Origin of the sequence: Micrococcus sp. SL257 (assembly GCF_026625585.1) — a bacterium.
Taxonomy (GTDB): Bacteria; Actinomycetota; Actinomycetes; order Actinomycetales; family Micrococcaceae; genus Micrococcus; species Micrococcus luteus.
On record NZ_CP113053.1, the window covers coordinates 1,643,491 to 1,667,090 of the forward strand.

Here is a 23,600-nt window from a genome sequence, read left to right on the forward strand (position 1 = left end):
CGGCTCAGACGGTGGGCCCGTCCTGTCGCACGATCTGCTCGGAGACCCCGCGCGCGTCGTCGTCACGGGGATCGGCGAGCCGGGTCTCGTGGGCCGTGCGGATGATGGCCGACCACGCGTCCTTGTGCTCGAGCAACTGGTCGCGCCAGCGCTGGTCCAGGGCCTCGGCCCGGGCCGTCCAGCGGTCCATCAGGGCGGCGGCGCGCTCGCGCTCGGCCGGGTCGGCGTCCTCGGCCAGCTTCGAGTACCGATACGAGTACTTCTCGGCGTTCTGCAGCGCCCGCAGGGCCTGGCCCTTCGGCGAGGCCAGGGAGATCGCCACGGTGATCGCCAGGATCACGACGACGACCACGAGGGACAGCGTCGTGGGGATCTCGACGACGGGCACGTTCTCGCCGCCGTTGATGAACGGCAGGTTGTTCTCGTGCAGGGCGTGCAGGATCAGCTTCACGCCGATGAACGCCAGCAGCGCGGAGAGCCCGTAGGCCAGGTAGACGAGGCGGTCGAGCAGGCCGTCGATCAGGAAGTACAGCTGGCGCAGGCCCATGAGCGAGAACGCCGTGGCGGTGAAGACGATGTACGCCTCCTGGGTCACGCCGAAGATCGCGGGGATGGAGTCGAAGGCGAAGAGGATGTCCGTGGCGCCGATCGCGATCATCACGAGGAGCATCGGCGTCATGAGGCGCTTGCCGTCCACCGTCGTGAAGAGGCGGTCGCCGTCGAACTGCTCGGAGGCGGGCAGGAACCGCTTGACGAGGCGGACCATCACGTTGTCCGCCTCGTCCTGGGCGCCCTCGGCGTCGCCGGACATCTCGCCCTTGAGCTGGCCGCCGGCGATGATCAGCAGGAACAGGCCGAAGAGGTAGAACACGTCCGACCACGCGGCGATGACGGCGGCGCCCAGCAGGATGAACAGGGTGCGCGAGATCAGCGCGAACGTGATGCCGAACAGCAGCACCTTCTGCTGGTACTCGCGCGGCACCCGAAAGCTGGCCATGATGACCAGGAAGACGAACAGGTTGTCGACGCTGAGCGCCTTCTCCAGCAGGTAGCCGGTGTAGTACTCGACCGCGTGCTGGGTGTCGCCGAAGGCGAAGAACACGAGGCCGAAGACGAGCGCGAGGCCGACGTAGACGCCGGACCAGATCGCGGCCTCCCGGATCGACGGCGTGTGCGCCTTGCGGACATGGGCGAAGTAGTCGAACGCGAGGAGCCCGACGATCAGCGCGATCGTCAGGCCCCAGGTCAGGCCGTTGATTTCCACGGGTCACCTCTCGGCGTCAGGGGTCAGGACGGTGCCGCAAGTCTCTCCGCCCGCCGCGGCCGCGGCCCGGGCCCCTGTGTCCGGCCGGCGGCGCGCTCTCGGCGGCCGCGGCGTGCTGACGTCCACAGTGTTCGGGATACTCCCCTACGTCGCCGGTCAGTCTACCCGGTCGCACGACGACGCCCCGACCCGCGGCGGGCGGAGCGGGGCGTCGTCGGGCCCGCTGGCGCAGGCCCATGAGGGCGAAGATATTGGCGGTCAGGACGATGAACCAGTTCTGGGTGAGGCCGAAGATCGCCGGGATGGAGTCCACCGCGAACATCACGTCCGTCAGGCCGATCGTGATGAACACGACCACCATGGGGGTGAACATGCGCCGGCCGTCCACGGTGGTGCGCAGTCGGTTGCCGTCGTAGTCCGGCGCCACGTTGAGGCGGCGGGTCAGGCGGGCCACGACGCCCGGCTCGGACTCCTCGTCCCCGCCGTCGTCCTTGAGCTGCTGCCAGGCGGTCCAGAGCAGGAAGGCGCCGAAGATGTAGAACTCCCACGTCAGGTGCTCGATGGCGACGGCGCCGACCGCGATGAACACCGCGCGGGCGATCAGCGCGATGATGATGCCCACCATCAGCACCTCCTGCTGGTAGCGGCGGGGCACCTGGAACTTGGCCATGATGATGAGGAACACGAACAGGTTGTCCACGCTGAGGCTGTACTCGGTGACCCAGCCGGCGAGGAACTCGGTGCCGTGCTGCGCATCGCCCAGGGCGAAGAGCAGCCCCGCGAAGACCAGCGCCAGCGCCACGTAGAACCCGATCCACAGGCCGGCCTCCTTCATGGAGGGCTCGTGGGGGCCGCGCCAGTCTAGACGGGTGCGGTCCCGCGCGCGGATGCGGGTGGGCCCGGTCTCAGGCTGCGCCGGGGGCGGTCAAGCCGAGGGCGAGCCAGACGACGACGGCGCCGGCGGCGGCCAGGCCCCAGCTGGCGAGGGAGCCGATGAGGAACTCCTCCGCGCGCGAGCCGGCTCCGCGGTCCGCCGAGATCTCCGGGAAGCGCACGATGCCCTTGGCCGCCATCAGGGCCGCGATCACCGGATAGGCCTGCGCGAGCCCCAGGACGACCATGAGCAGTCGCTCCATGGGCCCGATGTAGCGACCGCCGCGCAGGCCGTCGGCCGCGGGGTCCGTGGGCGCGGCGGACGGCACGGTCGTGGGCTCCGCCGCGGGGTCCTCCGCCTCCTCGTCGCCCCCGTCGGCGGACCGGCCCGCCAGGGCGAGGACCGCGCGGGTGACCCGGTTGCCGGTCTCGGTCAGCGCCACCGTCACCGCCAGCAGCGTGAGTGCCGGGGGCGCGGAGCGCAGACCCGCGGGCGCCAGGGTCGACTCGAGCACGGCCACCAGGCCGACCGCGGCCGCCACCGCGACCACCCCGAGCGGCCGGTCCGGGTGCAGCCACGTCCAGCCCATCAGCAGGCCGAGGGCCACCAGGCCGCCGCCCACCGCGACGGAGATGCCGGTCGGCGCCAGGACGGCCACCAGCACCGCGGCGAGGACGGCGGCCACCGCCGCGCCGGCCCGGGCCAGCCACCGCCGCCGGGGGGTGGGCCAGGCGCCGGGCAGGACGGCGTCGAGCAGGTCGTGCAGCCCCAGCGCGAGCAGGGCGAGGGCGGTCACGGCGCGACCTCCGTCGCCGCGGCGGCGAGCTCGGCGTCCAGCTCGAGCAGCCGGTCGATCCCGGACCGCGCGACGGCCTGTGACACCGCGGACTGCGTGATCCGCTCCGCCCGTGCCGCCTCCGCCTGGGTCGCCCCGCCCAGCAGGGCGGCGGCGATTCGGCGTTCGCGGGCCTTGAGCCGGCCGAGGACATGGTCGCGCAGCAGGACGAGCCCGTCCACGGCGGCGGTGAGGGACGGGTCCGCGGCGCGGAAGGCGGTCGCGGCTCCGACAGCCCGCTCATGCGCGCGCTCGACGGCCTCGCGGGCCCGATACCAGGCCGGTCCGTCCTCGATGCCGTCTCCGCCGGCGTCCAGGGCCCGCCGCTGCCCCAGGCCGATCCCGAAGCGCAGGTCCAGGCCCGGGGGCAGGGCGAGCGTGACGCGGACGGTCAGCCGGAGCGCGTCCGGCCAGGTGCGGTGCAGCGCCTGGAACTCGTCGCCGACGCTGGCCCAGGCGGGACGCAGCGGCGGGACGTCCTGTTCCGCGGCCGCGAAGGCGGCCAGGATCTGCTCCTGCGCGCGGTCCCGGTCCGGGAGGGCGCGGGAGCCGACGATGTCCGCGATCACGGCCGCGACCGGGGGTGCTGCGCTCATGGCGTCACACTATCACTGATATGAAGATATTCATCAGTGTTTTCATAACACCCCGGGGCGCGGAACGCGCCGGGCGGTCACTGCTCCCGCTTCATCTGCCGCAGCTCCTTCTTGAGCTCGCCGACCTCATCGCGCAGGCGGGCCGCGAGCTCGAACTGCAGGTCCGCCGCCGCCTGGTGCATCTGCTGCGACATCTGCTCGATCAGATCGGCCAGGTCCTTGGCGGGCAGCGACGCCGGGTCCACCGCCGGGGCCTCGGCACCCTCCCCCGTGGCCGGGGCCCGGTCCAGTGAGCTGAGGCCGCGGTGGCCCATGCCGAAGTCGAACCCGGACTTCACGCCCCCCATGCCCTTGAGGAAGTCGGCGGTGTCCGCGTCCTCCCGGGCCAGCTGGTCCGTGATGTCCGCGATGCGCTTGCGCAGCGGCTGGGGGTCGATCCCGTGCTCCTCGTTGTACGCGATCTGCACGGCCCGGCGCCGCTCGGTCTCGTCGATCGCCCGCCGCATGGAGTCCGTGACGTTGTCGGCGTACATGTGGACCTCGCCGGAGACGTTGCGGGCGGCGCGGCCGATGGTCTGGATGAGGGAGGTGGTGGAGCGCAGGAAGCCCTCCTTGTCCGCGTCCAGGATCGCCACGAGCGAGACCTCGGGCAGGTCCAGGCCCTCGCGCAGCAGGTTGATGCCCACCAGCACGTCGAAGGTGCCCTTGCGCAGCTCCCGCAGCAGCTCCACGCGGCGCAGCGTGTCCACATCCGAGTGGAGGTACTCGACCTTCACCCCCGCCTCGAGCAGGTAGTCCGTGAGGTCCTCGGCCATGCGCTTGGTCAGCGTGGTCACCAGGACGCGCTCGTCCTTGGCCGTGCGCACCCGGATCTGCTCGAGCAGGTCGTCGATCTGGCCCTCGGTCGGCTTGACCACCACCTGCGGGTCCACCAGCCCGGTGGGCCGGATGATCTGCTCGACGTAGCCGTCCGCCTGGCCGAGCTCGTAGGCGCCCGGCGTCGCGGAGAGGTACACGGTCTGCCCGATCCGTTCGAGGAACTCATCCCACTTCAGCGGGCGGTTGTCCATGGCCGAGGGCAGGCGGAAGCCGTGCTCCACGAGGGTGCGCTTGCGGGACATGTCCCCCTCGTACATCGCGCCGATCTGCGGGATGGTCACGTGGGACTCGTCCACCACGAGCAGGAAGTCGTCCGGGAAGTAGTCCAGCAGGCAGTGCGGGGCGGAGCCGGCGGGACGGCCGTCGATGTGGCGCGAGTAGTTCTCGATGCCGTTGCAGTAGCCCATCTGCTGCATCATCTCGAGGTCGTACGTGGTGCGCATGCGCAGCCGCTGCGCCTCGAGGAGCCTGTCCTGGGACTCCAGCTCCTGCAGCCGCTCCCGCAGCTCGTCCTCGATGGTGGTGATCGCCCGGCCCATGCGCTCGTCGCCGGCCACGTAGTGCGAGGCCGGGAAGATGTACATCTCCTCCTCCTCGCGCACCACCTGGCCGGTGAGCGGGTGCAGGGTCTGGATGGACTCGATCTCGTCCCCGAAGAACTCGATGCGCACCGCGAGCTCCTCGTACATGGGGATGATCTCCACGGTGTCCCCCCGCACCCGGAAGGTGCCGCGGTGGAAGTCGACGTCGTTGCGCACGTACTGCATCTGCACGAACCGCCGCAGGAGCACGTCCCGGTCCATCTCCGCACCGCGGCGCAGGGTGACCATCTGCTCGATGTACTCCTCGGGCGTGCCGAGGCCGTAGATGCAGGAGACGGTGGCCACCACGATCACGTCCCGCCGGGTCAGCAGCGCGTTCGTGGCCGAGTGGCGCAGCCGCTCGACCTCCTCGTTGATGGAGGAGTCCTTCTCGATGAAGGTGTCCGTCTGCGGGACGTACGCCTCGGGCTGGTAGTAGTCGTAGTAGGAGACGAAGTACTCGACCGCGTTGTTGGGCAGCAGCTCCCGGAACTCGTTGGCCAGCTGCGCCGCGAGCGTCTTGTTCTGCACCATCACCAGCGTGGGCCGCTGGAGGCGCTCGACGAGCCACGCCGTCGTCGCCGACTTGCCCGTGCCGGTGGCGCCCATCAGGACGACGTCCTTCTCCCCCGCCTCCACGCGCTCGGCGAGCTCGGCGATGGCCTTCGGCTGGTCACCGGAGGGCTGGTAGGGGGAGATGACCTCGAACGGGGCGACGACGCGGTTGATCTTCTGGGCCAGGCTCATGGCAGAACCCTACGTCGCGCCCCGGACACCCCGGCGGTCAGTCCGCCGAGGGCTCAGCCGCGCCGGGGGCGAGGAACCGGTCCCACACCTGGTTCGCCACGGACGCGAGCCGCTCGAGGTCGGCGTCGTTGACGATGACCACGTCCGCGACGGCGCGCCGCTGCTCGTCCGTGGCCTGGGCCGCGATCCGCGCCTCGGCGTCCGCGCGGCTCATGCCGCGGTCCTCCACCATCCGGCGCAGGCGCTCCTCGAGCGGGGCCTCCACCACGATCACGAGGTCGAACGCGTCCGCCTGCCCGGTCTCCACCAGCAGCGGCACGTCCTGGACCACGACGGCGTCCGGCCCGGCCTCGGCGACGATGCGCCGGGCCGCAGCCCGGATCCGGGGGTGCACGATGCGGTTCAGGCGCTGTCGGGCGCCCTCGTCCCCGAAGACGATGCGGGCCATCTCGACGCGGTCGAGCTCACCGTCCGCGGTGATGACGCGGTCCCCGAACTCGTCCTGGACGGCGGCCAGCCCGTCGGTGCCCTTCTCGAGGACCAGCCGGGCGAGGGCGTCCGAGTCCACCAGGAGCGCGCCACGCTCCTGCAGGACACGGGCCACCGCGGACTTGCCGGCGGCGATCCCGCCGGTCAGGCCCACATGGACGCGCGGCCGTTCGGCCACCGGGTCGGTCTCGGTCATACGCGCTCTCCTCGGGCGGCCTCGAGCTGAGGCTGGATCTTGGCCTCCCAGTATGCCCGGACGGCCTCCTGCAGGTCCTCGAGCGAGCCGTCGTTCTCGATCACGGTGTCCGCGATCTCGGCCCGCTCCTCGTCCGCCGCCTCCTCGTCGATGAAGGCCCAGGCCCGCTCGCGGGTCATGTCGTGGGACTCCATGAGCCGGGCGACGCGCACCTCGGCGGGAGCGGAGACGGCCAGCACCTGGTCGAAGTCCTGTCCGGAGCCGGTCTCGGCCAGCAGGGCCAGGTCGACCACCAGCACGGAGTCCTCGCCGATCTCGCGGGCCCGGCGGTTCGCCTCGTCGCGCACCGCCGGGGAGACGATCTCGTACATGCGCGTCCGGGCGGTCGAGCTCTCGGTGGTGAGCCGGTTGAGGGTGCGCGCGTCCAGGGTGCCGTCCGCGCGGACGATGTCCTCGCCGAAGACCGAGCGGAGCTCCTCGAGCACGGGGTTGCCGGGCACGAGGATCTCCCCCATCAGGTCGTCGAACTCCACGACGACGGCGCCCAGCCGCTCGAGCTCCGCGCCGACCTCGGTGCGGCCCGCGGCGATGCCGCCGGTCAGGCCGACGGTGACGAGGGCCTTGGCCGCGTCGATGCGCTGCTGGTGCCACGTCTTCGGGGTGTGCGTGTCGTTCTCCGGCTCGGTGCCGACCTCGAACTCGGGGCGGATCACGAAGTCCGAGACGTCCACGCCGTCCTCGGTGGCGCGGCGGCGGTACTCCTCGACCGGCAGCACCTGCTTCCACTGGCGGGTCCGCATGGGCCGCGCGGCACCCGCGTCCTCGCGCAGGGCCTGCAGCAGCAGTGCGGCCTGCGTGACGGTGATGAGCAGGATGGGCAGGCCGATCACGATGATGACCTCCTGCAGCGCCGCCAGGCCGTTCTCGCCCGCGGTGAGGATGATGGCCGCGCAGACCGCGCCGATGGACACGGCCCAGAACACGGACTGGCGGCGGGGCGCGGCATCCTCGTGGCCATTGGCCATCGCGTCCATCACGAGCGCGCCCGAGTCGATCGAGGTGATGAAGAACAGCGTGATGACCACGAGCGCCACGACCGCGGCCACCGTGTAGAGCGGCGTGCCCTGCAGGTGCTGGAACAGGGCGGCCTGGACGTTGCCGTCGGTGACGATCGTCTGCGTGAGGTCACCGCCCTGGCCCGGCGCCGGCGCGGTGGCGCGGTCCGACTGGAACGCGGAGTAGCCGTAGATGCCCATCCAGATGATGACGAACGCCGTGGGCAGGCCGAGGCCGGCCATGATGAAGGAGCGGATGGTGCGGCCGCGTGAGATGCGGGCGAAGAACATCCCCACGAAGGGCGCCCACGTCACGGTCCAGGCCCAGTAGAAGACGGTCCAGTCACCGGACCACTGGCCCGAGTTGTACGTGTCGTTGTAGGTGGAGAGCACGGGCAGCATGGAGGCGTACTCGCCGATCGCCTGCACGGTGCCGCGGATGACGTCCATGCTGGAGACGGCCCACATCAGGACGTACACGAGCAGGGCGATCGCCAGCAGGATGTTGGCGTAGGACAGCCGCTTGACGCCCTTGTCCATGCCGACCAGCACGGAGGCCGTGCCCACGGCGGTGACGACGGCCAGGATGAGCGCCTGGACCCAGCCGGCCACGGGGGTGCCCAGCACGTAGTTCATGCCCGCGTTGATCTGCAGGGCGCCCAGGCCCACGGACACGCCGAGGCCGAACACGGTGGAGACCACGGCGATGATGTCGATCGTCTTGCCGATGGGGCCGTGGATGCGATCGCCGAGGAGGGGCTGGAAGGCGGAGGACACGCGCGGGGGCAGCTTGCGCTTGTACGTGAAGTAGCCGAAGCACAGGCCCGGGACGAGCAGGATCGCCCACATGTGGATGCCGAAGTGGAAGTTCGCGATCGCCATGGCCTCCGAGGCCGCGCGGTCGGAGAACGGCTCCGTCCCCGCCATGGGCGGGTTGGCGTAGTGGTTCATCGGCTCCGCGATGCCCCAGAACATCAGCACCGCGCCGACGCCGGCGGCGAACATCATGCCGAACCAGGTCAGGCCGGAGTACTCCGGCACCGCGTCGTCGTCGCCGAGCTTGACCCGGCCGTACCGGGTCACGGCGAGGATGAACAGGAACGCCACCAGCAGGGTCAGGCTGAGGGTGTAGATCCAGCCGACGTCGTAGCGCAGCCAGCTCGAGACCACGCCGAAGGCCGCCTGGACCGGGCCAGGGAACAGGCCCATCGCGGCGGTGAAGAGCACGACCGCGGCGGCCGAGCCGAAGAAGATCGCCGGACTCGTGCGGAGCCCCAACGTGTCGTGCAGGCGAGTGAGCGGGGAAGTCATGAGTCTCCCGGGACAGGGTCGTGGGAGGCCCGCGGCGGCACGCGTGCTCGCTCACCGGTGGGCCGGTGCCGGGTGGCACGGTCTTCCACTGTACCGAAGCTCACGTCCGGGCTCGACGGCGTGCCCGTCCTCGGCCAGCCCCTAGGGTGGGGTCATGCCCGATCCCGCCCCCGCCCCGACCGCGCGCTGCACGGTCCTGCCGGCGTCCGCCCGCGACCCCGACGGCTGGCTGGAACGGGAGGTGGAGATCCGCCGCAGCCGCTTCCTCACCTACCTCGGGCGCGTCGAGGACGAGGCGCAGGCGCGCGAGATGGTCGCCGTCCTGCGGCGCCGGCACCACGACGCGCGGCACGTGTGCAGCGCGTTCGTCCTCGGCCCCGCCCGGGACCGGATGCGCTCCAGCGACGACGGCGAGCCCGCCGGCACGGCCGGCGTCCCCATGCTCGAGGCCGTCCTCCAGCGCGAGACCGCGCCGGGCCGGACCGACCTGACGGACGTGTGCGCCGTCGTCGTGCGCTGGTTCGGGGGGATCAAGCTGGGCGCCGGGGGCCTGGTGCGCGCCTACTCGGACTCGGTGTCCGGGGCACTCGACGCCGCCCCGCTGCGCACCCGCTCCCGGCTGGCCCTGCTCGCGGTGGAGGCGCCCCACACCGACGCCGGCCGGTGGGAGAACGAGCTGCGCGCGGCGGGCGTGTCGGTGCTGGAAGCGAGCTACGGCGCCGCGGCGGTCCGCCTGACGGTCGGCGTGCCGGACACCGAGGAGGCCCGCGCGGCGTTCGCGGCGCGGCTCGCGGACGTCACGGCCGGCGCGGGGCGTGCGGAACGGATCGGAGAGGACTGGGTGGACCATGAGTGAGCCGTTGCCCCGGGGGGTCACCCCCGATGTCGCCCGTGGCGGGCTGCCGGACGACCTCACCGCGGGCGTGGACTTCGCGGCGCTGGATCGGTGGCCGCTGCCGACCGAGCCCGACCGCCAGGCCCACGACGCGGCGGACCTGCTCCTGCTCGACACCCTGGCCGGGTGGATCGCGAGCGGGCACGTCCCCGGCCCGGTGGCCGTCCTGGAGGACCGGCACGGCGCGCTGACCCTGCCCCTGCTCACGGCCGGCCACGACGTGCGGATCCACCAGGACGACGCCTCCGCCGAGCGCTCGCTGGACGCGAACCTCGCCGCGTGGCGCGCCGCCGGTCGCCTCGGCGGGGAGGCGGGCGAGCTCGAGCGAACGGCCACGCCCGAGGACGCGGCCCGGGGAGCCCGGACGGTCCTGCTGCCGCTGCCCCGCTCGCTCGACGAGCTCGACCGGCTGTCCCGGATCGTCGCAGCCGCGGCCGACCCCGGCGTGGTCCTGCTGGCCGGCGGCCGCGACAAGCACATGAGCCCGCGCATGAACGCGGTGCTCGGCGCGGCCTTCGAGGACGTCGTCGCCGGACGGGGCCGCCGCAAGGCGCGCGTGCTCACGGCCCGGGGCCCGCGTCCCGGCGTGACCCCCCGGCCACCGGAGGAGGCCGACCGCGACGTCCCCGGCGTGGGGAGCCTGCATCTGGTGGCCCACGCCGGCGCCTTCGGTGGTGCCGCCGCCGACCCGGGCTCCCGTCTGCTGCTCGCCTCGCTCGCCGACGACCCGCGCCCGCCCGGGCGCGTCGTGGACCTGGGCTGCGGCAACGGGCTGCTCTCGGTCGGGGCGGCGCGGCTGTGGCCGCACGTCACCGTGCTGGCCACCGACCAGTCCGCCGTGGCGGTGGCCTCGACGCTGGCCACGGCCCGCGCGAACCGCGTGGCGGACCGCGTCCGGGCCGTGCGCGACGACGCCCTGGCCACGTGGCCGGACGGGACGGAGGAGTGCGTGCTCCTGAATCCCCCGTTCCACGACGGCAACGCCGTGGACCCCTCCGTGGCCCACCGGCTGGTGGCGGCCGCGGCGCGGGTGCTGGAGCCGGGCGGCCGGCTGTGGTGCGTCTGGAACTCGCACCTGCGGTACCGGCCGGTGCTGGAGGACCTCGTCGGGCCGACCCGGCAGACGGCGCGCGACCGCACGTTCACCGTGACGGTCTCCGAGCGCCGCTGAGCGCGGCCGTCGGGTCCCGTCCGCTCCCCCACGGCCAGCCCCCCGGGACGCGACGACGCCCCGCCCCTCCGGAGGGAGGGACGGGGCGTCGGGTGCTCGGCGCGGGCCGTCAGGGACGGTCACGCACCGCGGCGATCAGTTGCCGGTGAGCTTCTCGCGCAGGGCGGCGAGGGCCTCGTCGGAGGCCAGGGTGCCTCCGTCCGAGGACGGGGCCTCGGAGGAGTAGGACGAGCCGCCCAGGCCCGCACCGGCGTCGGCGCCGGCGGTGGCCTCCTCCTGGAGGGAGCGGCGCACCTGCTCCTTGTGGGCCTCCCAGCGGGCCTGAGCGTCGGCGTACTGCTGCTCCCAGGCGGCGCGCTCGGTCTCGAAGCCCTCCATCCACTCGTTGGTCTCGACGTCGAAGCCCTCGGGGTACTTGTAGTTGCCCTCCTCGTCGTACTCCGCGGCCATGCCGTAGAGCGCCGGGTCGAACTCGGTGCCCTCGGGGTCCACGCCCTCGTTGGCCTGCTTGAGGGACAGGGAGATGCGGCGACGCTCGAGGTCGATGTCGATGACCTTGACGAACAGCTCGTCGTTGACCGACACGACCTGCTCGGCGGTGTCGATGTGGCGCGAGGCCAGCTCCGAGATGTGCACGAGGCCCTCGATGCCGTCCTCCACGCGGACGAACGCACCGAACGGCACGAGCTTGGTGACCTTGCCCGGCACGACCTGGCCGAGGGCGTGGGTGCGGGCGAAGAGCTGCCACGGGTCCTCCTGGGTCGCCTTCAGCGACAGGGAGACACGCTCGCGGTCCATGTCCACCTCGAGGACCTCGACGGTGACCTCCTGGCCCACCTCGACGACCTCGGACGGGTGGTCGATGTGCTTCCAGGACAGCTCGGAGACGTGCACGAGGCCGTCCACGCCGCCCAGGTCCACGAAGGCGCCGAAGTTGACGATGGAGGACACGGTGCCGTTGCGGACCTGGCCCTTCTCCAGCTTGTGGAGGAAGTTGGAGCGGACCTCGGACTGGGTCTGCTCGAGCCAGGCGCGGCGGGACAGGACCACGTTGTTGCGGTTCTTGTCCAGCTCGATGATCTTCGCCTCGAGCTTCTGGCCGATGTAGGGGGCCAGGTCGCGCACGCGGCGCATCTCCACGAGGGAGGCCGGGAGGAAGCCGCGCAGGCCGATGTCGAGGATGAGGCCGCCCTTGACCACCTCGATGACGGTGCCCTCGACGACGCCGTCCTCCTCCTTGATCTTCTCGATGTCGCCCCAGGCGCGCTCGTACTGGGCGCGCTTCTTCGAGAGGATCAGGCGACCCTCCTTGTCCTCCTTGGTGAGGACCAGGGCCTCGACGGTGTCGCCCACGGCCACGACCTCGTCCGGGTCCACGTCGTGCTTGATGGACAGCTCGCGGGACGGGATGACGCCCTCGGTCTTGTAGCCGATGTCGAGCAGGACCTCGTCGCGGTCCACCTTGACGACGGTGCCCTCGACGAGGTCGCCATCGTTGAAGTACTTGATGGTCGCGTCGATGGCGGCGAGCAGGTCCTCGGCAGAGCCGATGTCGTTGATGGCGACCTGCGGGGCGTTGGAAGTGGTGGTCATGTAGGAGGGACTCCGTTGGGATCGGGGGTCACGTCGGGATCGATGCCGCCGGTGGGCGGCATGCGGGCACCAGAGGGGCCCCACCCGGCGTGGGTCGTGATGGACATGTATCAAACGCGCACGAATGTGCTCGTCCAGCGTATCAGAAGCCGACGAGGGTGTGCAGGGGTCGGCTGGGTCGCACAAGCCCGTCGAACGCCTCCGCCGCGCCGGCCCGCAGCTCCGCCACGACACCGGCCTCCGCCAGCACCGCGGCGCCGGCCCCGCGGGAGTGCCCGCCGAGCCAGAGCGCGGAGAACCGGGCCGCGTCGAGCCGGAGTCCCGCGCCCAGGCCCACGGCGTCGGCCGCGGGGCCCAACCGCTCGGCGGCGCCGCGCCCCTGGCGGACGGTGAGCCGCCACGTCCCGTCGATCGCGCCGAGCGCGTCCTCGACGGCGACGACGACCTCCCCGTCGCCCGCCCAGCCACGGGCCGCCATGGCGGCGGGCAGGTTCAGGACCCGCAGGTACAGGTCGTCGGAGCCGCGGTGCCGACTCACCCGCCGCTCGTCGACGAAGAGCGCCTCGAGCCAACCGGGCTCGGGCGCGCGGCCCCACTCGATCCGCTCGACCAGGTCCAGTCGGGCCAGGTGGTGGACGAGCCCGCGCCGCGCGTCGGCGGTCGCCGCGAGGAACGCGGTGACGGTGATCGTGGGCGGCTCCTTCTCCCAGCCCTCGAACCGATACAGCGCGACGCCCTGGACCCGCCCGTCGTCGTCGCGGTGGACCGCCGCGTACAGCCCCGAGCCGCGCCCCTCGTTCCGACTCGCCTCGCGGTCCTCCCAGCGAGGCACGCTGAACGAGGTCCGCTGGACCGAGCCCGGGGTGGCCGGCAGCACCCGCCCGTACAGCTCGTCCACGAGGCCGGGGATCTCCCGCGGCTCCTCGACCGTGACCCGCCCGCCGGCCGGGGCGCCCGTGAACGGGGGGGCGCCCGAGACGTCGATCCGCACGGCGTGCCACCGGGTGGCGGCCCCGAAGCCGAAGCGGCCGTAGATGGCGGCCTCGGTCGCGGTCAGGGCGGCCGCGCACAGGCCGGCATCGCGGGCGTCCGCGAGGGACCTGAGCATCATGGCCCGCAGCACGCCGCGCCGGCGGGCGTCCGGCGAGACGGTCACGTCGGTGATCAGCCACGCGTCGACGGTGCGGCCGGGCCACGTGGTCAGCGGCTGCACGAAGTCCTCGAAGGTGGCGGCGGGGCGGCGGGCCGCCGGGTCGTCCCCCGGCGCGTAGACGCCGAGCCGGCGCCGTCCGTCGGCCGCGTGGGCCTCGAGCTGCTGGCGGAGCGCGGCGCCCGTGGGCACCGTCTCGTAGAAGCCCCGTTCGACCGCGGCCACGAAGTGCGATGCGGCAGGGTCCTCGGGCCCGAGGACCCCGAGGTCGCGCAGCGCGAGGCCGTGCTCGCCGAGCCGGGCCTCGGCGGCGTCGGCCAGCCGCCGCAGCGACGGACCCTCCGGCGCGTCAGTGCGCGGCGTCATGCCAGCTCCTTCCCCGGCCCACGTGCACGTCGAGCGGCACGGAGAGCTCGGCGGCCCGGCCCATCCGCTCCTTCAGGAGCGCCGTGGCCTGCTCGAGCTCGGCGGCCGGGACCTCGAGGATGAGCTCGTCGTGGACCTGCAGCAGCAGGCGCGAGGCCAGCCCGTGCTCCTCGAGGCCGGCCTGCACGTCGAGCATCGCGCGCTTGATGATGTCCGCGGCCGAGCCCTGGATGGGGGCGTTGAGCGCGGCGCGCTCGGCCATGTCCCGCAGCTGACGGTTGTCCGAGCTGAGGTCCGGCAGGTAGCGGCGGCGCCCCTCGATCGTCGAGGTGTACCCGTCCTGCCGGGCCTGCGCGACGACGTCGCGCAGGTAGTCGCGCACGCCGCCGAAGCGGTCGAAGTAGCCCTTCATGAGGCCGCGCGCCTCGTCCACCGAGATCTTCAGCTGCTTGGACAGCCCGAAGGAGGACAGCCCGTAGGCCAGGCCGTAGCTCATCGCCTTCACCTTGGCGCGCTGCTCGGCGGTGACGTCGTCCGGGTCCACGCCGAACACCTGCGAGCCGACGAACGAGTGCAGGTCCTCGCCCTCGCGGAAGGCCTGGATCAGCCCCTCGTCCTCGGACAGGTGCGCCATGATGCGCATCTCGATCTGGGAGTAGTCGGCCGAGAGCAGCACGGCCTGCTCGCCGGCCACCTCGTCCGCCACGAACACCTCACGGATGCGGCGGCCCGCCTCGGTGCGCACCGGGATGTTCTGGAGGTTCGGGTGCAGCGAAGACAGCCGGCCCGTGGCGGCGGCGGTCTGCGAGTAGGTGGTGTGGATGCGGCCGTCCGGGGCGACGGTCTCGAGCAGCCCCTCCACGGTCTGCCGGAGCTTCGTGGCGTCACGGTGGGCCATCAGGTTCTCGAGGAACGGGTGCCGGGTCTGCTCGAGCAGGTCCTGCAGCGAGTCCACGTCCGTGGAGTAGCCGGTCTTCGTCTTGCGCGTGCGCGGCATGTTGAGCCGCTCGAACAGCACCTCCTGCAGCTGCTTGGGCGAGCCGAGGTTGACCTGCATCCCGCCGGTCTCCTCCGCGACGGACGCCCACGCGGACTCCTTGGCGGCGTCGGCGGCGTCGGTGAAGTCCTCGCGCAGGCCGGTCAGGGCGTCGACGTCGACGGCGATGCCGGTCAGCTCCATCCGGGCGAGCAGCCGCGAGAGCGGGATCTCGAGCTCTTGCAGCAGCCGCTGGGCCCCGCGGTCGAGCACCTGGGGCGTGAACTGGGTGGAGAGACGGCGCACCACCCAGGCGGCCCGCACGGCGTCCGCGGCGCGGTCCGCGCGTTCGGCGGCGGCCTGCCCGCCGTCGAGGTCGAACGTCCCCTGCGCCCGCTGCTGCGCGGGCTCGCGCGGGGCGGTGAGGGGGGTGTGCAGATGCGCCTCCGCCAGCGCCTCGAGCGAGGTGTCCCGCCGGTCCGGCTGGATCAGGTAGGCCGAGAGCAGCACGTCGTCCACCACGCCGTCCAGGGCCGCGTCCGGGCCGAGCCCGTCGCCCTCGGTGGGCGCGGCCAGCGCCTTGAGCGTGCGCTTGAGGTCGTGCACGGCCTTGGCCAGTCCGCCCTCGCCCAGGGCCTCGCGCACGGCGGCCACCAGCGCCGGGTCCGGGGCGTCGCCGTCGAGGGTGACGTGCAGGCCCGCGTGCTCGCCCACCAGCGCGACGCCGACGGGCGTGCCGAACGTGCCGGGCACGGGCACCTTGCGGCGGGGCAGCAGGGCCGGGCCCTCGACGTCCACGTGGACGCCGAGCAGGTTGCCGGCCTCGGCGGCGAGGAAGGATCGCACGTCCTCGGCCGTCGTCGCCTCGGTGAACTCCGGGGCGGCCTCGACCTCGGGGGGCGGCGCGTCCTCGCCCACCCGCTCGCCGAACACCTCGAACACGCGCTCCCGGATGCGGTTGAACTGCAGCGCGTCGAACAGCTCCTCCACGGGCTCGCGCTCGGGCATCTCGAGCCGCATCGCCTCGAGCCCGATCGGCAGGTCGAGGTCGCGCACGAGGGCGTTGAGGCGGCGGTTGCGGCGCACGTCCTCGAGATGCTCGCGCAGCGCCTCCCCCTTCTTGCCCGTGATCTCGTGCGCGTGTGCGAGCACGCCGTCGAGGTCCCCGTACTGCTTCAGCCATTTCGCGGCGAACCCGGGACCGACGCCGGGGACGCCGGGCAGGTTGTCCGCGGCCTCGCCGACGAGGGCCGCGAGCTCGGGGTACTGGGCGGGGGCGACCCCGTACTTGGCCATGACGGCGTCCGCGTCCATCGGCGGGATGTCGGAGACGCCCTTCTTGGGGTAGAGCACGGTGGTGCGCTCGGAGATGAGCTGGAACGCGTCCCTGTCACCGGAGACGACGACGGCCTCCCACCCCGCCTCCTCGGCGCGCGCGGACAGCGTGGCCACGATGTCGTCGGCCTCGTAGCCCTCCAGCGTGAGCGTGGGGATGCCCAGGGCCTCCATGACCTTCACGGTCAGCTCGATCTGGCCCGCGAACTCCGCGGGCGTCTCGGAGCGGCCCGCCTTGTACTCACCGTACTCCTCGGAGCGGAACGTGGGCCCGGAGAGGTCGAACGCCACGGCCACGTGCGTGGGCCGCTGCTGCCGGATCATGGTCAGGAGCATGGCGGTGAAGCCGTACACGGCGTTCGTGTGCTGGCCCGTGTCCGTGGCGAAGTTCTCGGCGGGCAGCGCGTAGAACGCGCGGAACGCCATCGAGTGTCCGTCCAGGACCAGCAGCCGCTGCGGGGCCTCTGGGGTCGGATCTGCCGCCATGGGTGCTCACGTCTCCTCTCGGCGCGCGGCGCGGGGCGCGCCGGTCGCGTGTGCCAGCCTAGTGCTCATGAGTGAGCACACCGAGACCACCCCCGCCGCCTCCGAGCGCGTGTACCGCCCCGGCGTCACCCCCGAGCTGAGCCCCGCCGAGCTGGAGGCGGCCTGCGCCGAGGCCGGTCTGACGCCCGAGCTTGTCACCGCCCTCGGCGGCGCGGCGATCAGCCCCCTCGCCCAGAAGATGGGTCTGCGCTTCCTCGAGCTCACGGCCGAGCGCGCCGTCGCCACGCTGCCCGTGGCGGGCAACGAGCAGCCCGTCGGGCTGCTGCACGGCGGCGCCCACCTCGTCCTCGCCGAGTCCCTGGGCTCGATGGCCGCGAAGATCCACGCCGGGCCGGACCGCAACGTCGTCGGGGTCGAGATCAGCGCCACGCACCACCGGGCCGTCCGCTCGGGCCTCGTGACCGGCACCGCGACCGCCGTCCACCTGGGCGGCACCCTCGTCACCCATGAGGTGGTGATGATGGACGAGCAGGGCCGGCGGCTCTCGACCGTGCGCATGACGAACATGCTCCTCGACGCGCGCTGAGGCACGCCGCCCGGGCGGGCCGGCCCGTGCCTCAGTCCATGTCCGGAAGGCGCGGGGCCGCTCGGCCACCCTCGCGGCCGGGGGTATCCTCGGCGAGCTCGTCGTAGTGCCCCGGATTCATGGGCACCCCAGTGAGGTAGGCCGAGCGGCCCAGGGCCATGGTGGCCACCGAGGCCGAGCCCAGCTGCAGCACCAGGATCAGGGCCACCTTCACGAACGCGGCCACCCCCGGGGCCAGTAGCAGGGCGCCCACCACGATCAGGATCATCCCGACGCCGCCGGCGGTGCCCACGGCGGAGACGCGGGTGTAGGGGTCGGGGAACCGGATCAGACCGAGTCCCGCGGTGACGAACGCAAGGGCTCCGATCACCACGAGCACGGAGCCGGCGGCGGTCAGGACGACGTCCACGGGTGCGACCTCCTCAACGCTTGCCGCGCGTGAGCGCGCGGGCCAGGGACATGCCGGACAGGAAGGCCACGACCGCGGCGATCAGGACCAAGTCGAACGTCCACGGGTTGTCCGCCCGGACGCCGAACAGCACGAGCATCCCGAGCACGCTGAACGTGAGCAGGTCGCCCGAGACCGCGCGGTCCGCGTCGAGCGGGCCCACCACGATCCGGTACGCGGACACGAGCGCCGACACGGTCAGCAGCGCGATGGCCAGGTCGATCCCCACCAGGGACCAGTCGTAGGCGAAGGGCATCATGCCACCCCCGTCTTCCGCATCGCGTGGAGCATGCGCGCCTCCATGTCGTGGATCTCCGCGCGCAGGGCGTCGGCGTCGTCAGCGTACAGGCCGTGCACGTAGAGCAGGCGCCGCGCGTCCGGGTCACCGTCCTCGTCACCGACGGCGCCGGCACGCCGGGTGCCCAGCGTCAACGTGCCGGGCGTCAGGGTGATCAGCGCCGAGAGCAGGGTGACCTCGGCGTCCGTGCGGCAGTTGCTGCGCACGCGGGCGATGCCCGAGCGCGCCTGGACGCCGGGGGTGACGAGGTCCTTGATGACCGCCTTCGAAGAGGTCACCAGGGCCCACGCGTACCAGCACCAGAACACGAGCCACCGCCAAGGCCAGGACACGGCGGAGGCCGTGCCGGGCGCCAGGTCGACGGTCCCGTCGGCGGGGGCGACGGTGTGCATGGGGGCGTCTCCTTCCGGAGGCTGCGGGAGTGCGGTGCTCATGGGTTGAGCACCGCCTCGATGTACCTGCTGGGGTCCATCAGGCCCTGAGCCGCGAGGTCGGTGACGGTCCACAGGGCCTGACCGCCGAGCCCGAGGGCGAGGGTGGCCATAGCTAGGACGACGGCGGGGGCGGCCAGCCGGCCTGGGATGCGGGAGCGCGTGACGTCCTCGTCCGGATCCACGGTCACCGGCAGCACGCCCGTGGGCGGATCGAGGGTTTCCTGCGAGGCCCACGACTCGGTGCGCTCGTGGTCGGTGCTCGAGCCGCGGCCGGAGGGCGACGGCACGGAGCCCGCCCGGCCCACGATGGGCATGGCCGCGGTGGCCAGGCGCTCGCGGTGCCCGTGTGGGGCCGTCGGAGCGCCCCAGAACCAGGCGTCCCACACCCGCAGCAGAGCCCACAGGCTCACCAGGGAGGCGCCCAGCACCAGCGCAGCGGTGACACCGCGGCCGGCGTCCAGGCCGGCGCTGACGAGCATGAGCTTGCCCACGAACCCGGAGAAGGGCGGGATGCCGACCAGGGAGAGCAGGCCCACGAAGAAGGCGACGGCGATCAGCGGCTCGCGCCGGGCCAGGCCCTGCAGGTCCGCGAGACGGCCGGTGCCGTAGCGCACCTCGATCGCGCCGGCCGCCATCAGGAGGCAGCCCATCGCCACCATGTGGTGCACGAGGTAGAACAGGCCCGCCGCGAGACCCAGGCGCGTGGAGAGCCCGAGTCCGACGAGGATGCCGCCGATGCCGCTCACCATCTGCCACGACAACACGGCGCGCACACCGTGCTCACCGACCGAGGCGAGCGCACCCACCACGAGGGTGGCGAGGGACAGGACCAGGATGAGCGGCAGCAGACGCGCATCGCCGTCGTACATGACGGAGTAGATCCGGTAGAGCCCGTACACGGCGACCTTGGTGTGCAGGGCGGCGAAGAGGGCCGTCACCGCCGGGGAGGTCGAGGAGTACGCCCAGGCCAGCCAGCCGTGCAGCGGGGCCACCGAGGCCTTGATGGACAGTGCGAACAGCACCATGCCCGCGGCGATCGCGATGCGTGGGTCCGCCGCGGCGGACCCGGCGAGCATCGCGAGGTTCACCGAGCCGGTCAGCCCGTAGACGAAGCCGACGCCGACCAGGAGGATCGTGGAGGTTAGCAGGTTGAGGGTGACGTACAGCCGCGCCCCGTCCACTCGGCGCAGGGGCTCACGGCGGTTGGCGGAGAGGACGTAGAGGCCGTAGCTGGGCACCAACATGACCTCGATGAACACGAACAGGTTGAACAGGTCCGCCGTCAGCAGGGCGCCGTTGACTCCGCCGATGAGGATCAGGAGCAGCGGGGCGAAGAACTGGGAGTTAGCGACGCGGGAGCCGTAGGCGAACGCCGCGCCCACGATCGTGAGGGCGCTCGTGAGCACGAGCATCAGGGCGGACAGCATGTCCGCTGCGAAGCCGATCCCGATGCCCCCGGGCCAGCCGCCCAGCGAGGTGGCGAGCACGGACCCGTCGAGGGCGTGGACGCCCAGGGCCAGCCCGCCGGTGGTGACGAGTCCGAGCACCGCGAACAGGACTGCCCGGTGGAGGCGGGGACGCTCCCCCGCCAGCACGAGCAGACCGGCGGACAGCAGCGGGACGGCGGCGAAGAGGGGCAGCAGCTGGCCCAGCGGGACGGCGCTCATCGACGCACCTCCGGGCCCTGGCCGGCGTAGTGCTGCGCGATCCGGCCGGCCGCGGCGTGCCGCTCCTCGCGCGGGAAGCGTGCGTCGGCGGCGGCCTGCTCCAGGGAGTCGCGGGTCTCCCCCGGCGAGGCCACCGCGTCGTCCGCGCGCCCGGTGACGGCCAGCGCGAGCAGCAGCACGGTGATCGCGAAGGCGATCACGATAGCGGTCAGGACGAAGGCCTGCGGCAGGGCATCGGCCTGCACCTCGACGTCTGAGGTCCCCGCGAAGGGCAGCCCGCGGCGGTCGGTGCCGCCCGCGGCGATGATGGCCAGGTTGGCGGCGTGGCCCAGCAGGACCATGCCGAGGATCACGCGCAGCAGCTCGCGCTTGGAGAACAGGTAGAACGCGCCGAAGGTCAGAAGTCCCACGGTAAGGGCGACGGTCATCGGGTGACCTCCTCTCGTGCAGTCGTGGTGGTCGGGGCCGAGGGATCGGAGGACGGGGCCGCCGGCGCGACGCCGGGGTCACGGCTCGAGGCGCGGAGCGGGTCCTCACCCGGCCGCTCGGGGCCGAGCAGGGAGAACGCGGCCACGATCAGGCCGATCACGGCCAGGTACACGCCCATGTCGAACGCGAGCGTGGTGGAGAGCCCGTAGTCCAGGACCTTCACTCCCGCGGCTCCGAGGAAGCCCTTGCCGGTGAGGTAACCGACGATCCCCGTCGCGGTGCCGACGGCGATGCCCGAGCCGATGAAGGCCAGGTACGGCCACCGCAACTCCGGGGCCGTGTCCGAGTCGGCGGCCAGGTAGAGCAGGGCGTAGCCGGCACCGGCGACCAGTGCGGCGATGAAGCCGCCGCCGGGCTCGTAGTGCCCGCGCAGCAGCAGGAACGCGGACAGCAGGATGATCAGCACGCCGAAGACACGGCCGAACACCCGGATGTGGACGAGGTTCTCGCGCACGTGGGCGAGTGGGGAGCGCATGTCCACGGCGGAGGGCTGTGGAGGCGTCGGCCGACGGTTGAGCAACAGGGCCGCGATGGTCAGCGCCGTCGCCCCGAGCACGGTCATCTCGCCCCACGTGTCCACGGCGCGGAAGTCCACGAGGATCACGTTCACCACGTTGGTCCCCCCAGCCTGGGCATAGCTCTGGGTCAGGTAGAAGTGGGCGATCTCCGACATGCTGGAGCGGCCGGTGAACGCGAGCACGCCCAGGGTCGCGGCGACGCCGGCGACGGAGGCGGCGAGGACCGCCTGCATCCTGCGCGGGGTCGGCTCGTCGCTGAAGCGGGCGGGCAGGCGGCGCAGCAGCAGCACCATGACGCACACCGTGAGCACCTCGACCATCAGCTGGGTCAGGGCCACGTCCACGGCGCCGAGGGTGAGGAACCACAGGGTCATGCCGAACCCTACGACGCCGACCACCACCATGGCGGCGATGCGCGTCTTGGCGCGGATGGTGGCGATCACGCCGGCACCCACCAGGACGACCAGCACCCAGTCGTGCCAGCGCGAGGGCTGGCCGACGACGGCGGGCAAATCCTCGATCGTGGCGACACCGGCCACGGCGAGGAGCCCCAGGACCAGGGCGGGGATGAGGAGGTGGGGGCGGGGAGCCAGGGTGCCGGAGGCGCGCGAGACGACCGCGCCGACGCCGATCAGCCGGTGCCGAACCTCGTCCACCGCATCCAGGGCGGAGAACGGCAGGGCGGCGTGGGAGGCCACGCGCTCCACCGGGCGGCGCAAGGCCACCAGCAGCAGACCGAGCACGATGATGGCGGCGGAGACGAGCAGGGCCGTGTTCACGCCGTGCCACAGCGCCAGGTGCGCGTGCACCTCCGCGCCGGAGGCGGCCTCGGCCGCGTAGGAGACGGGGGTGTCCAGCACACCGGGCAGCAGGCCCAGGGCCACGCCCGCGGCCGCGGCCAGCACGGGCACGCCCCAGAAGGTGGCAGGAGCCTCGTGGACCTCGTCCTCCCGGCCGGTCGGCCACGAATGGGCGGCCCCGTCCGGGCTTGGACCCCAGAGGCCCAGGGCGCCGAGCACGAGACGGCCGGAGTAGGCCACGGTGAACACGGAGGTCAGGGCGATGCCGGCGGTGACGAGGACGGGGAGCCATGCGGGACCGGGGGTCCCGAGAGCGGCCTCGACCAGGCCCTCCTTGGAGATGAAGCCGAACAGCGGCGGGATGCCCGCCATCGACAGGGCGGCGACGGCGATCGCCGTGCCGGTGACCGGCATGCGCACGTGGCGGGCCGCGAGCTCTCGCAGGTCGCGGGTGCCGGCCTCGTGGTCGACCACGCCGATCAGCATGAACAGCGCCGACTTGAACAGCGCGTGCGCCACGGTGTGCACGATCGCCGCGGTAAGCGCGACGGGGGTGCCGATGCCGATGGCGGTCACCAGCAGGCCCAACTGGCTCATCGTGGAGTAGGCCAGCAGACCCTTGAGGTCGTGGCGACGGATCGCGGAGACGGCGCCCAGCAGGGCCGTGATGAGGCCCGAGCCGATCAACAGCGCGGACCACACCGGGTTCCCGGCCAGGACCGGGCTGAACACCAGCAGCAGGAAGATGCCGGCCTTGACCATCGCCGCGGCGTGCAGGTAGGCGGAGACCGGGGAGATGGCCACCATGGAGTCCGGCAGCCACGCCTGGAACGGGAACTGGGCGGACTTGGTGAACGCGGCCACCGCCAGCAGGACGGCGACCGTGGTGGTGAAGCCCGCCTCGGACCACACGTCCGAGGCCAACACCCCGGACAGCGAGGCAGTGCCGGTCCGCACGGCCATGAGGGCGACGGCGGCCAGCAGCGCGAGGCCGCCGCCCACGGTCACGAGCAGGGTCCGGATCGCGGGGTCGCGGGCATGGTCCCCCGAGCGCCCGATGAGGAAGAAGGAGGTGAAGGAGGTGAACTCCCACGCGACGAAGAGGACCACGATGTTGTCGGCGAGCACCAGCAGCAGCATCGACGCCGCGAACGCGGTCATCAGCAGGTAGAAGGAGCCGGGTCGGCTCTCCGTGCGGTCCCGACTGAGGTACCGGCTGGAGTAGGCGAGGATCGCGGCGCCGATGACGAGGACGATCATGGCGAACACCAGGGCCAGGCCGTTCAGCCGGAGGTCGAGGTCCACCCCGACCGCGGGGATCCACGGATGGTGCTCCGTCCGGACGTCGCCCGTCCACGCCGCGATCAGCACGCCGGCCGCGGCGAGCAGGGGTGCGGCCAGGACCCAGCCCGCATCCCTGCCCAGCACGCGGGAGGCCGGAACGGCCGCCACCACCGAGAGGAGGGTCAGCAGGAGACTGGTCAGGAGCACAGGACACCACTCAGCTCGGGTCGATCGGTCACGGACACGGCGCCCACGGCGGGTGGCCGCGCGCCGACGG

General features: G+C 72.5%; 18 protein-coding genes and 1 pseudogene. 3 read left to right on the forward strand and 16 right to left on the reverse strand.

The window, feature by feature from the left end; translation table 11 throughout:
- Window positions 1–4: 4 nt before the first annotated feature.
- The 7 genes and pseudogenes from OVA32_RS07560 to coaE (OVA32_RS07590) form a co-directional block, all read right to left on the reverse strand.
- The gene (locus OVA32_RS07560; protein ID WP_036315319.1) at window positions 5–1,264 is read right to left on the reverse strand and encodes a TerC family protein; all 1,260 of its coding nucleotides are present in this window, start codon (window positions 1,262–1,264) and stop codon (window positions 5–7) included.
- A 16-nt stretch (window positions 1,265–1,280) separates the two neighbouring features.
- Window positions 1,281–2,120 (reverse strand): annotated as a pseudogene (locus tag OVA32_RS07565) (TerC/Alx family metal homeostasis membrane protein); the annotation flags it as partial.
- Window positions 2,121–2,169: 49 nt separating this feature from the next.
- On the reverse strand, window positions 2,170–2,934 hold the full coding sequence (locus tag OVA32_RS07570; RefSeq protein WP_036315322.1) for a hypothetical protein: 765 nt from the start codon (window positions 2,932–2,934) through the stop codon (window positions 2,170–2,172).
- On the reverse strand, window positions 2,931–3,569 hold the full coding sequence (locus tag OVA32_RS07575) for a SatD family protein (RefSeq protein ID WP_036315325.1): 639 nt from the start codon (window positions 3,567–3,569) through the stop codon (window positions 2,931–2,933). The genes OVA32_RS07570 and OVA32_RS07575 overlap by 4 nt, the downstream gene beginning before the upstream one ends.
- 77 nt (window positions 3,570–3,646) lie before the next feature.
- Window positions 3,647–5,776, reverse strand: coding sequence for an excinuclease ABC subunit UvrB (gene uvrB / locus OVA32_RS07580; RefSeq protein ID WP_036315328.1), 2,130 nt, complete (start codon window positions 5,774–5,776; stop codon window positions 3,647–3,649).
- Window positions 5,777–5,813: 37 nt separating this feature from the next.
- Window positions 5,814–6,461 (reverse strand): dephospho-CoA kinase, encoded by a 648-nt coding sequence (coaE, locus tag OVA32_RS07585; protein WP_036315330.1) that lies wholly within the window; start codon window positions 6,459–6,461, stop codon window positions 5,814–5,816.
- Window positions 6,458–8,827 carry a dephospho-CoA kinase gene (coaE, locus tag OVA32_RS07590; RefSeq protein WP_041102705.1) on the reverse strand — a complete coding sequence of 790 codons (2,370 nt, stop codon included), beginning with the start codon at window positions 8,825–8,827 and terminating at the stop codon, window positions 6,458–6,460. The genes coaE (OVA32_RS07585) and coaE (OVA32_RS07590) overlap by 4 nt, the downstream gene beginning before the upstream one ends.
- A gap of 154 nt (window positions 8,828–8,981) precedes the next feature.
- On the opposite strand from coaE (OVA32_RS07590), the gene OVA32_RS07595 reads away from it, so the two are divergent.
- On the forward strand, window positions 8,982–9,683 hold the full coding sequence (locus OVA32_RS07595; RefSeq protein WP_041102704.1) for an IMPACT family protein: 702 nt from the start codon (window positions 8,982–8,984) through the stop codon (window positions 9,681–9,683).
- On the forward strand, window positions 9,676–10,893 hold the full coding sequence (locus tag OVA32_RS07600; protein WP_230260433.1) for a class I SAM-dependent methyltransferase: 1,218 nt from the start codon (window positions 9,676–9,678) through the stop codon (window positions 10,891–10,893). Before OVA32_RS07595 ends, OVA32_RS07600 begins: the two co-directional genes overlap by 8 nt.
- Before the next feature lie 135 nt (window positions 10,894–11,028).
- Here OVA32_RS07600 and rpsA read toward each other — a convergent pair whose 3' ends face one another.
- The 3 genes from rpsA to polA all read right to left on the reverse strand — a co-directional run bounded on the left by rpsA (window position 11,029) and on the right by polA (window position 16,799).
- Entirely contained in the window at window positions 11,029–12,486 is a 1,458-nt protein-coding gene (gene rpsA / locus OVA32_RS07605; RefSeq protein WP_036315338.1) for a 30S ribosomal protein S1, read from the reverse strand.
- A 142-nt stretch (window positions 12,487–12,628) separates the two neighbouring features.
- On the reverse strand, window positions 12,629–14,002 hold the full coding sequence (locus OVA32_RS07610; protein ID WP_041102702.1) for a GNAT family N-acetyltransferase: 1,374 nt from the start codon (window positions 14,000–14,002) through the stop codon (window positions 12,629–12,631).
- Complete coding sequence (gene polA, locus OVA32_RS07615; RefSeq protein WP_095353372.1) at window positions 13,986–16,799, reverse strand: DNA polymerase I; 2,814 nt, start codon at window positions 16,797–16,799, stop codon at window positions 13,986–13,988. The genes OVA32_RS07610 and polA overlap by 17 nt, the downstream gene beginning before the upstream one ends.
- A 67-nt stretch (window positions 16,800–16,866) precedes the next feature.
- Here polA and OVA32_RS07620 point away from each other — a divergent pair, with 67 nt between their 5' ends.
- Window positions 16,867–17,385, forward strand: a complete 519-nt coding sequence (locus tag OVA32_RS07620; protein WP_041102712.1) for a hotdog fold thioesterase — start codon at window positions 16,867–16,869, stop codon at window positions 17,383–17,385.
- Window positions 17,386–17,416: 31 nt separating this feature from the next.
- Here the strand turns inward: OVA32_RS07620 and OVA32_RS07625 are convergent, their stop codons facing one another.
- From OVA32_RS07625 to OVA32_RS07650, 6 genes are read right to left on the reverse strand one after another with little or no spacing between them, the layout of a single operon-like run.
- Window positions 17,417–17,794, reverse strand: a complete 378-nt coding sequence (locus OVA32_RS07625; protein WP_041102700.1) for a cation:proton antiporter — start codon at window positions 17,792–17,794, stop codon at window positions 17,417–17,419.
- A gap of 13 nt (window positions 17,795–17,807) precedes the next feature.
- Window positions 17,808–18,092, reverse strand: a complete 285-nt coding sequence (locus OVA32_RS07630; RefSeq protein ID WP_010078747.1) for a monovalent cation/H+ antiporter complex subunit F — start codon at window positions 18,090–18,092, stop codon at window positions 17,808–17,810.
- The gene (locus OVA32_RS07635) at window positions 18,089–18,523 is read right to left on the reverse strand and encodes a Na+/H+ antiporter subunit E (RefSeq protein ID WP_010078748.1); all 435 of its coding nucleotides are present in this window, start codon (window positions 18,521–18,523) and stop codon (window positions 18,089–18,091) included. The genes OVA32_RS07630 and OVA32_RS07635 overlap by 4 nt, the downstream gene beginning before the upstream one ends.
- A gap of 38 nt (window positions 18,524–18,561) precedes the next feature.
- Window positions 18,562–20,232 carry a monovalent cation/H+ antiporter subunit D family protein gene (locus tag OVA32_RS07640; protein WP_010078749.1) on the reverse strand — a complete coding sequence of 557 codons (1,671 nt, stop codon included), beginning with the start codon at window positions 20,230–20,232 and terminating at the stop codon, window positions 18,562–18,564.
- Window positions 20,229–20,660 carry a cation:proton antiporter subunit C gene (locus tag OVA32_RS07645; protein WP_010078750.1) on the reverse strand — a complete coding sequence of 144 codons (432 nt, stop codon included), beginning with the start codon at window positions 20,658–20,660 and terminating at the stop codon, window positions 20,229–20,231. Before OVA32_RS07645 ends, OVA32_RS07640 begins: the two co-directional genes overlap by 4 nt.
- Window positions 20,657–23,530: a DUF4040 family protein gene (locus OVA32_RS07650; protein ID WP_041102699.1), complete on the reverse strand. Its 2,874-nt coding sequence runs from the start codon at window positions 23,528–23,530 to the stop codon at window positions 20,657–20,659. The genes OVA32_RS07645 and OVA32_RS07650 overlap by 4 nt, the downstream gene beginning before the upstream one ends.
- Window positions 23,531–23,600: the final 70 nt, after the last annotated feature.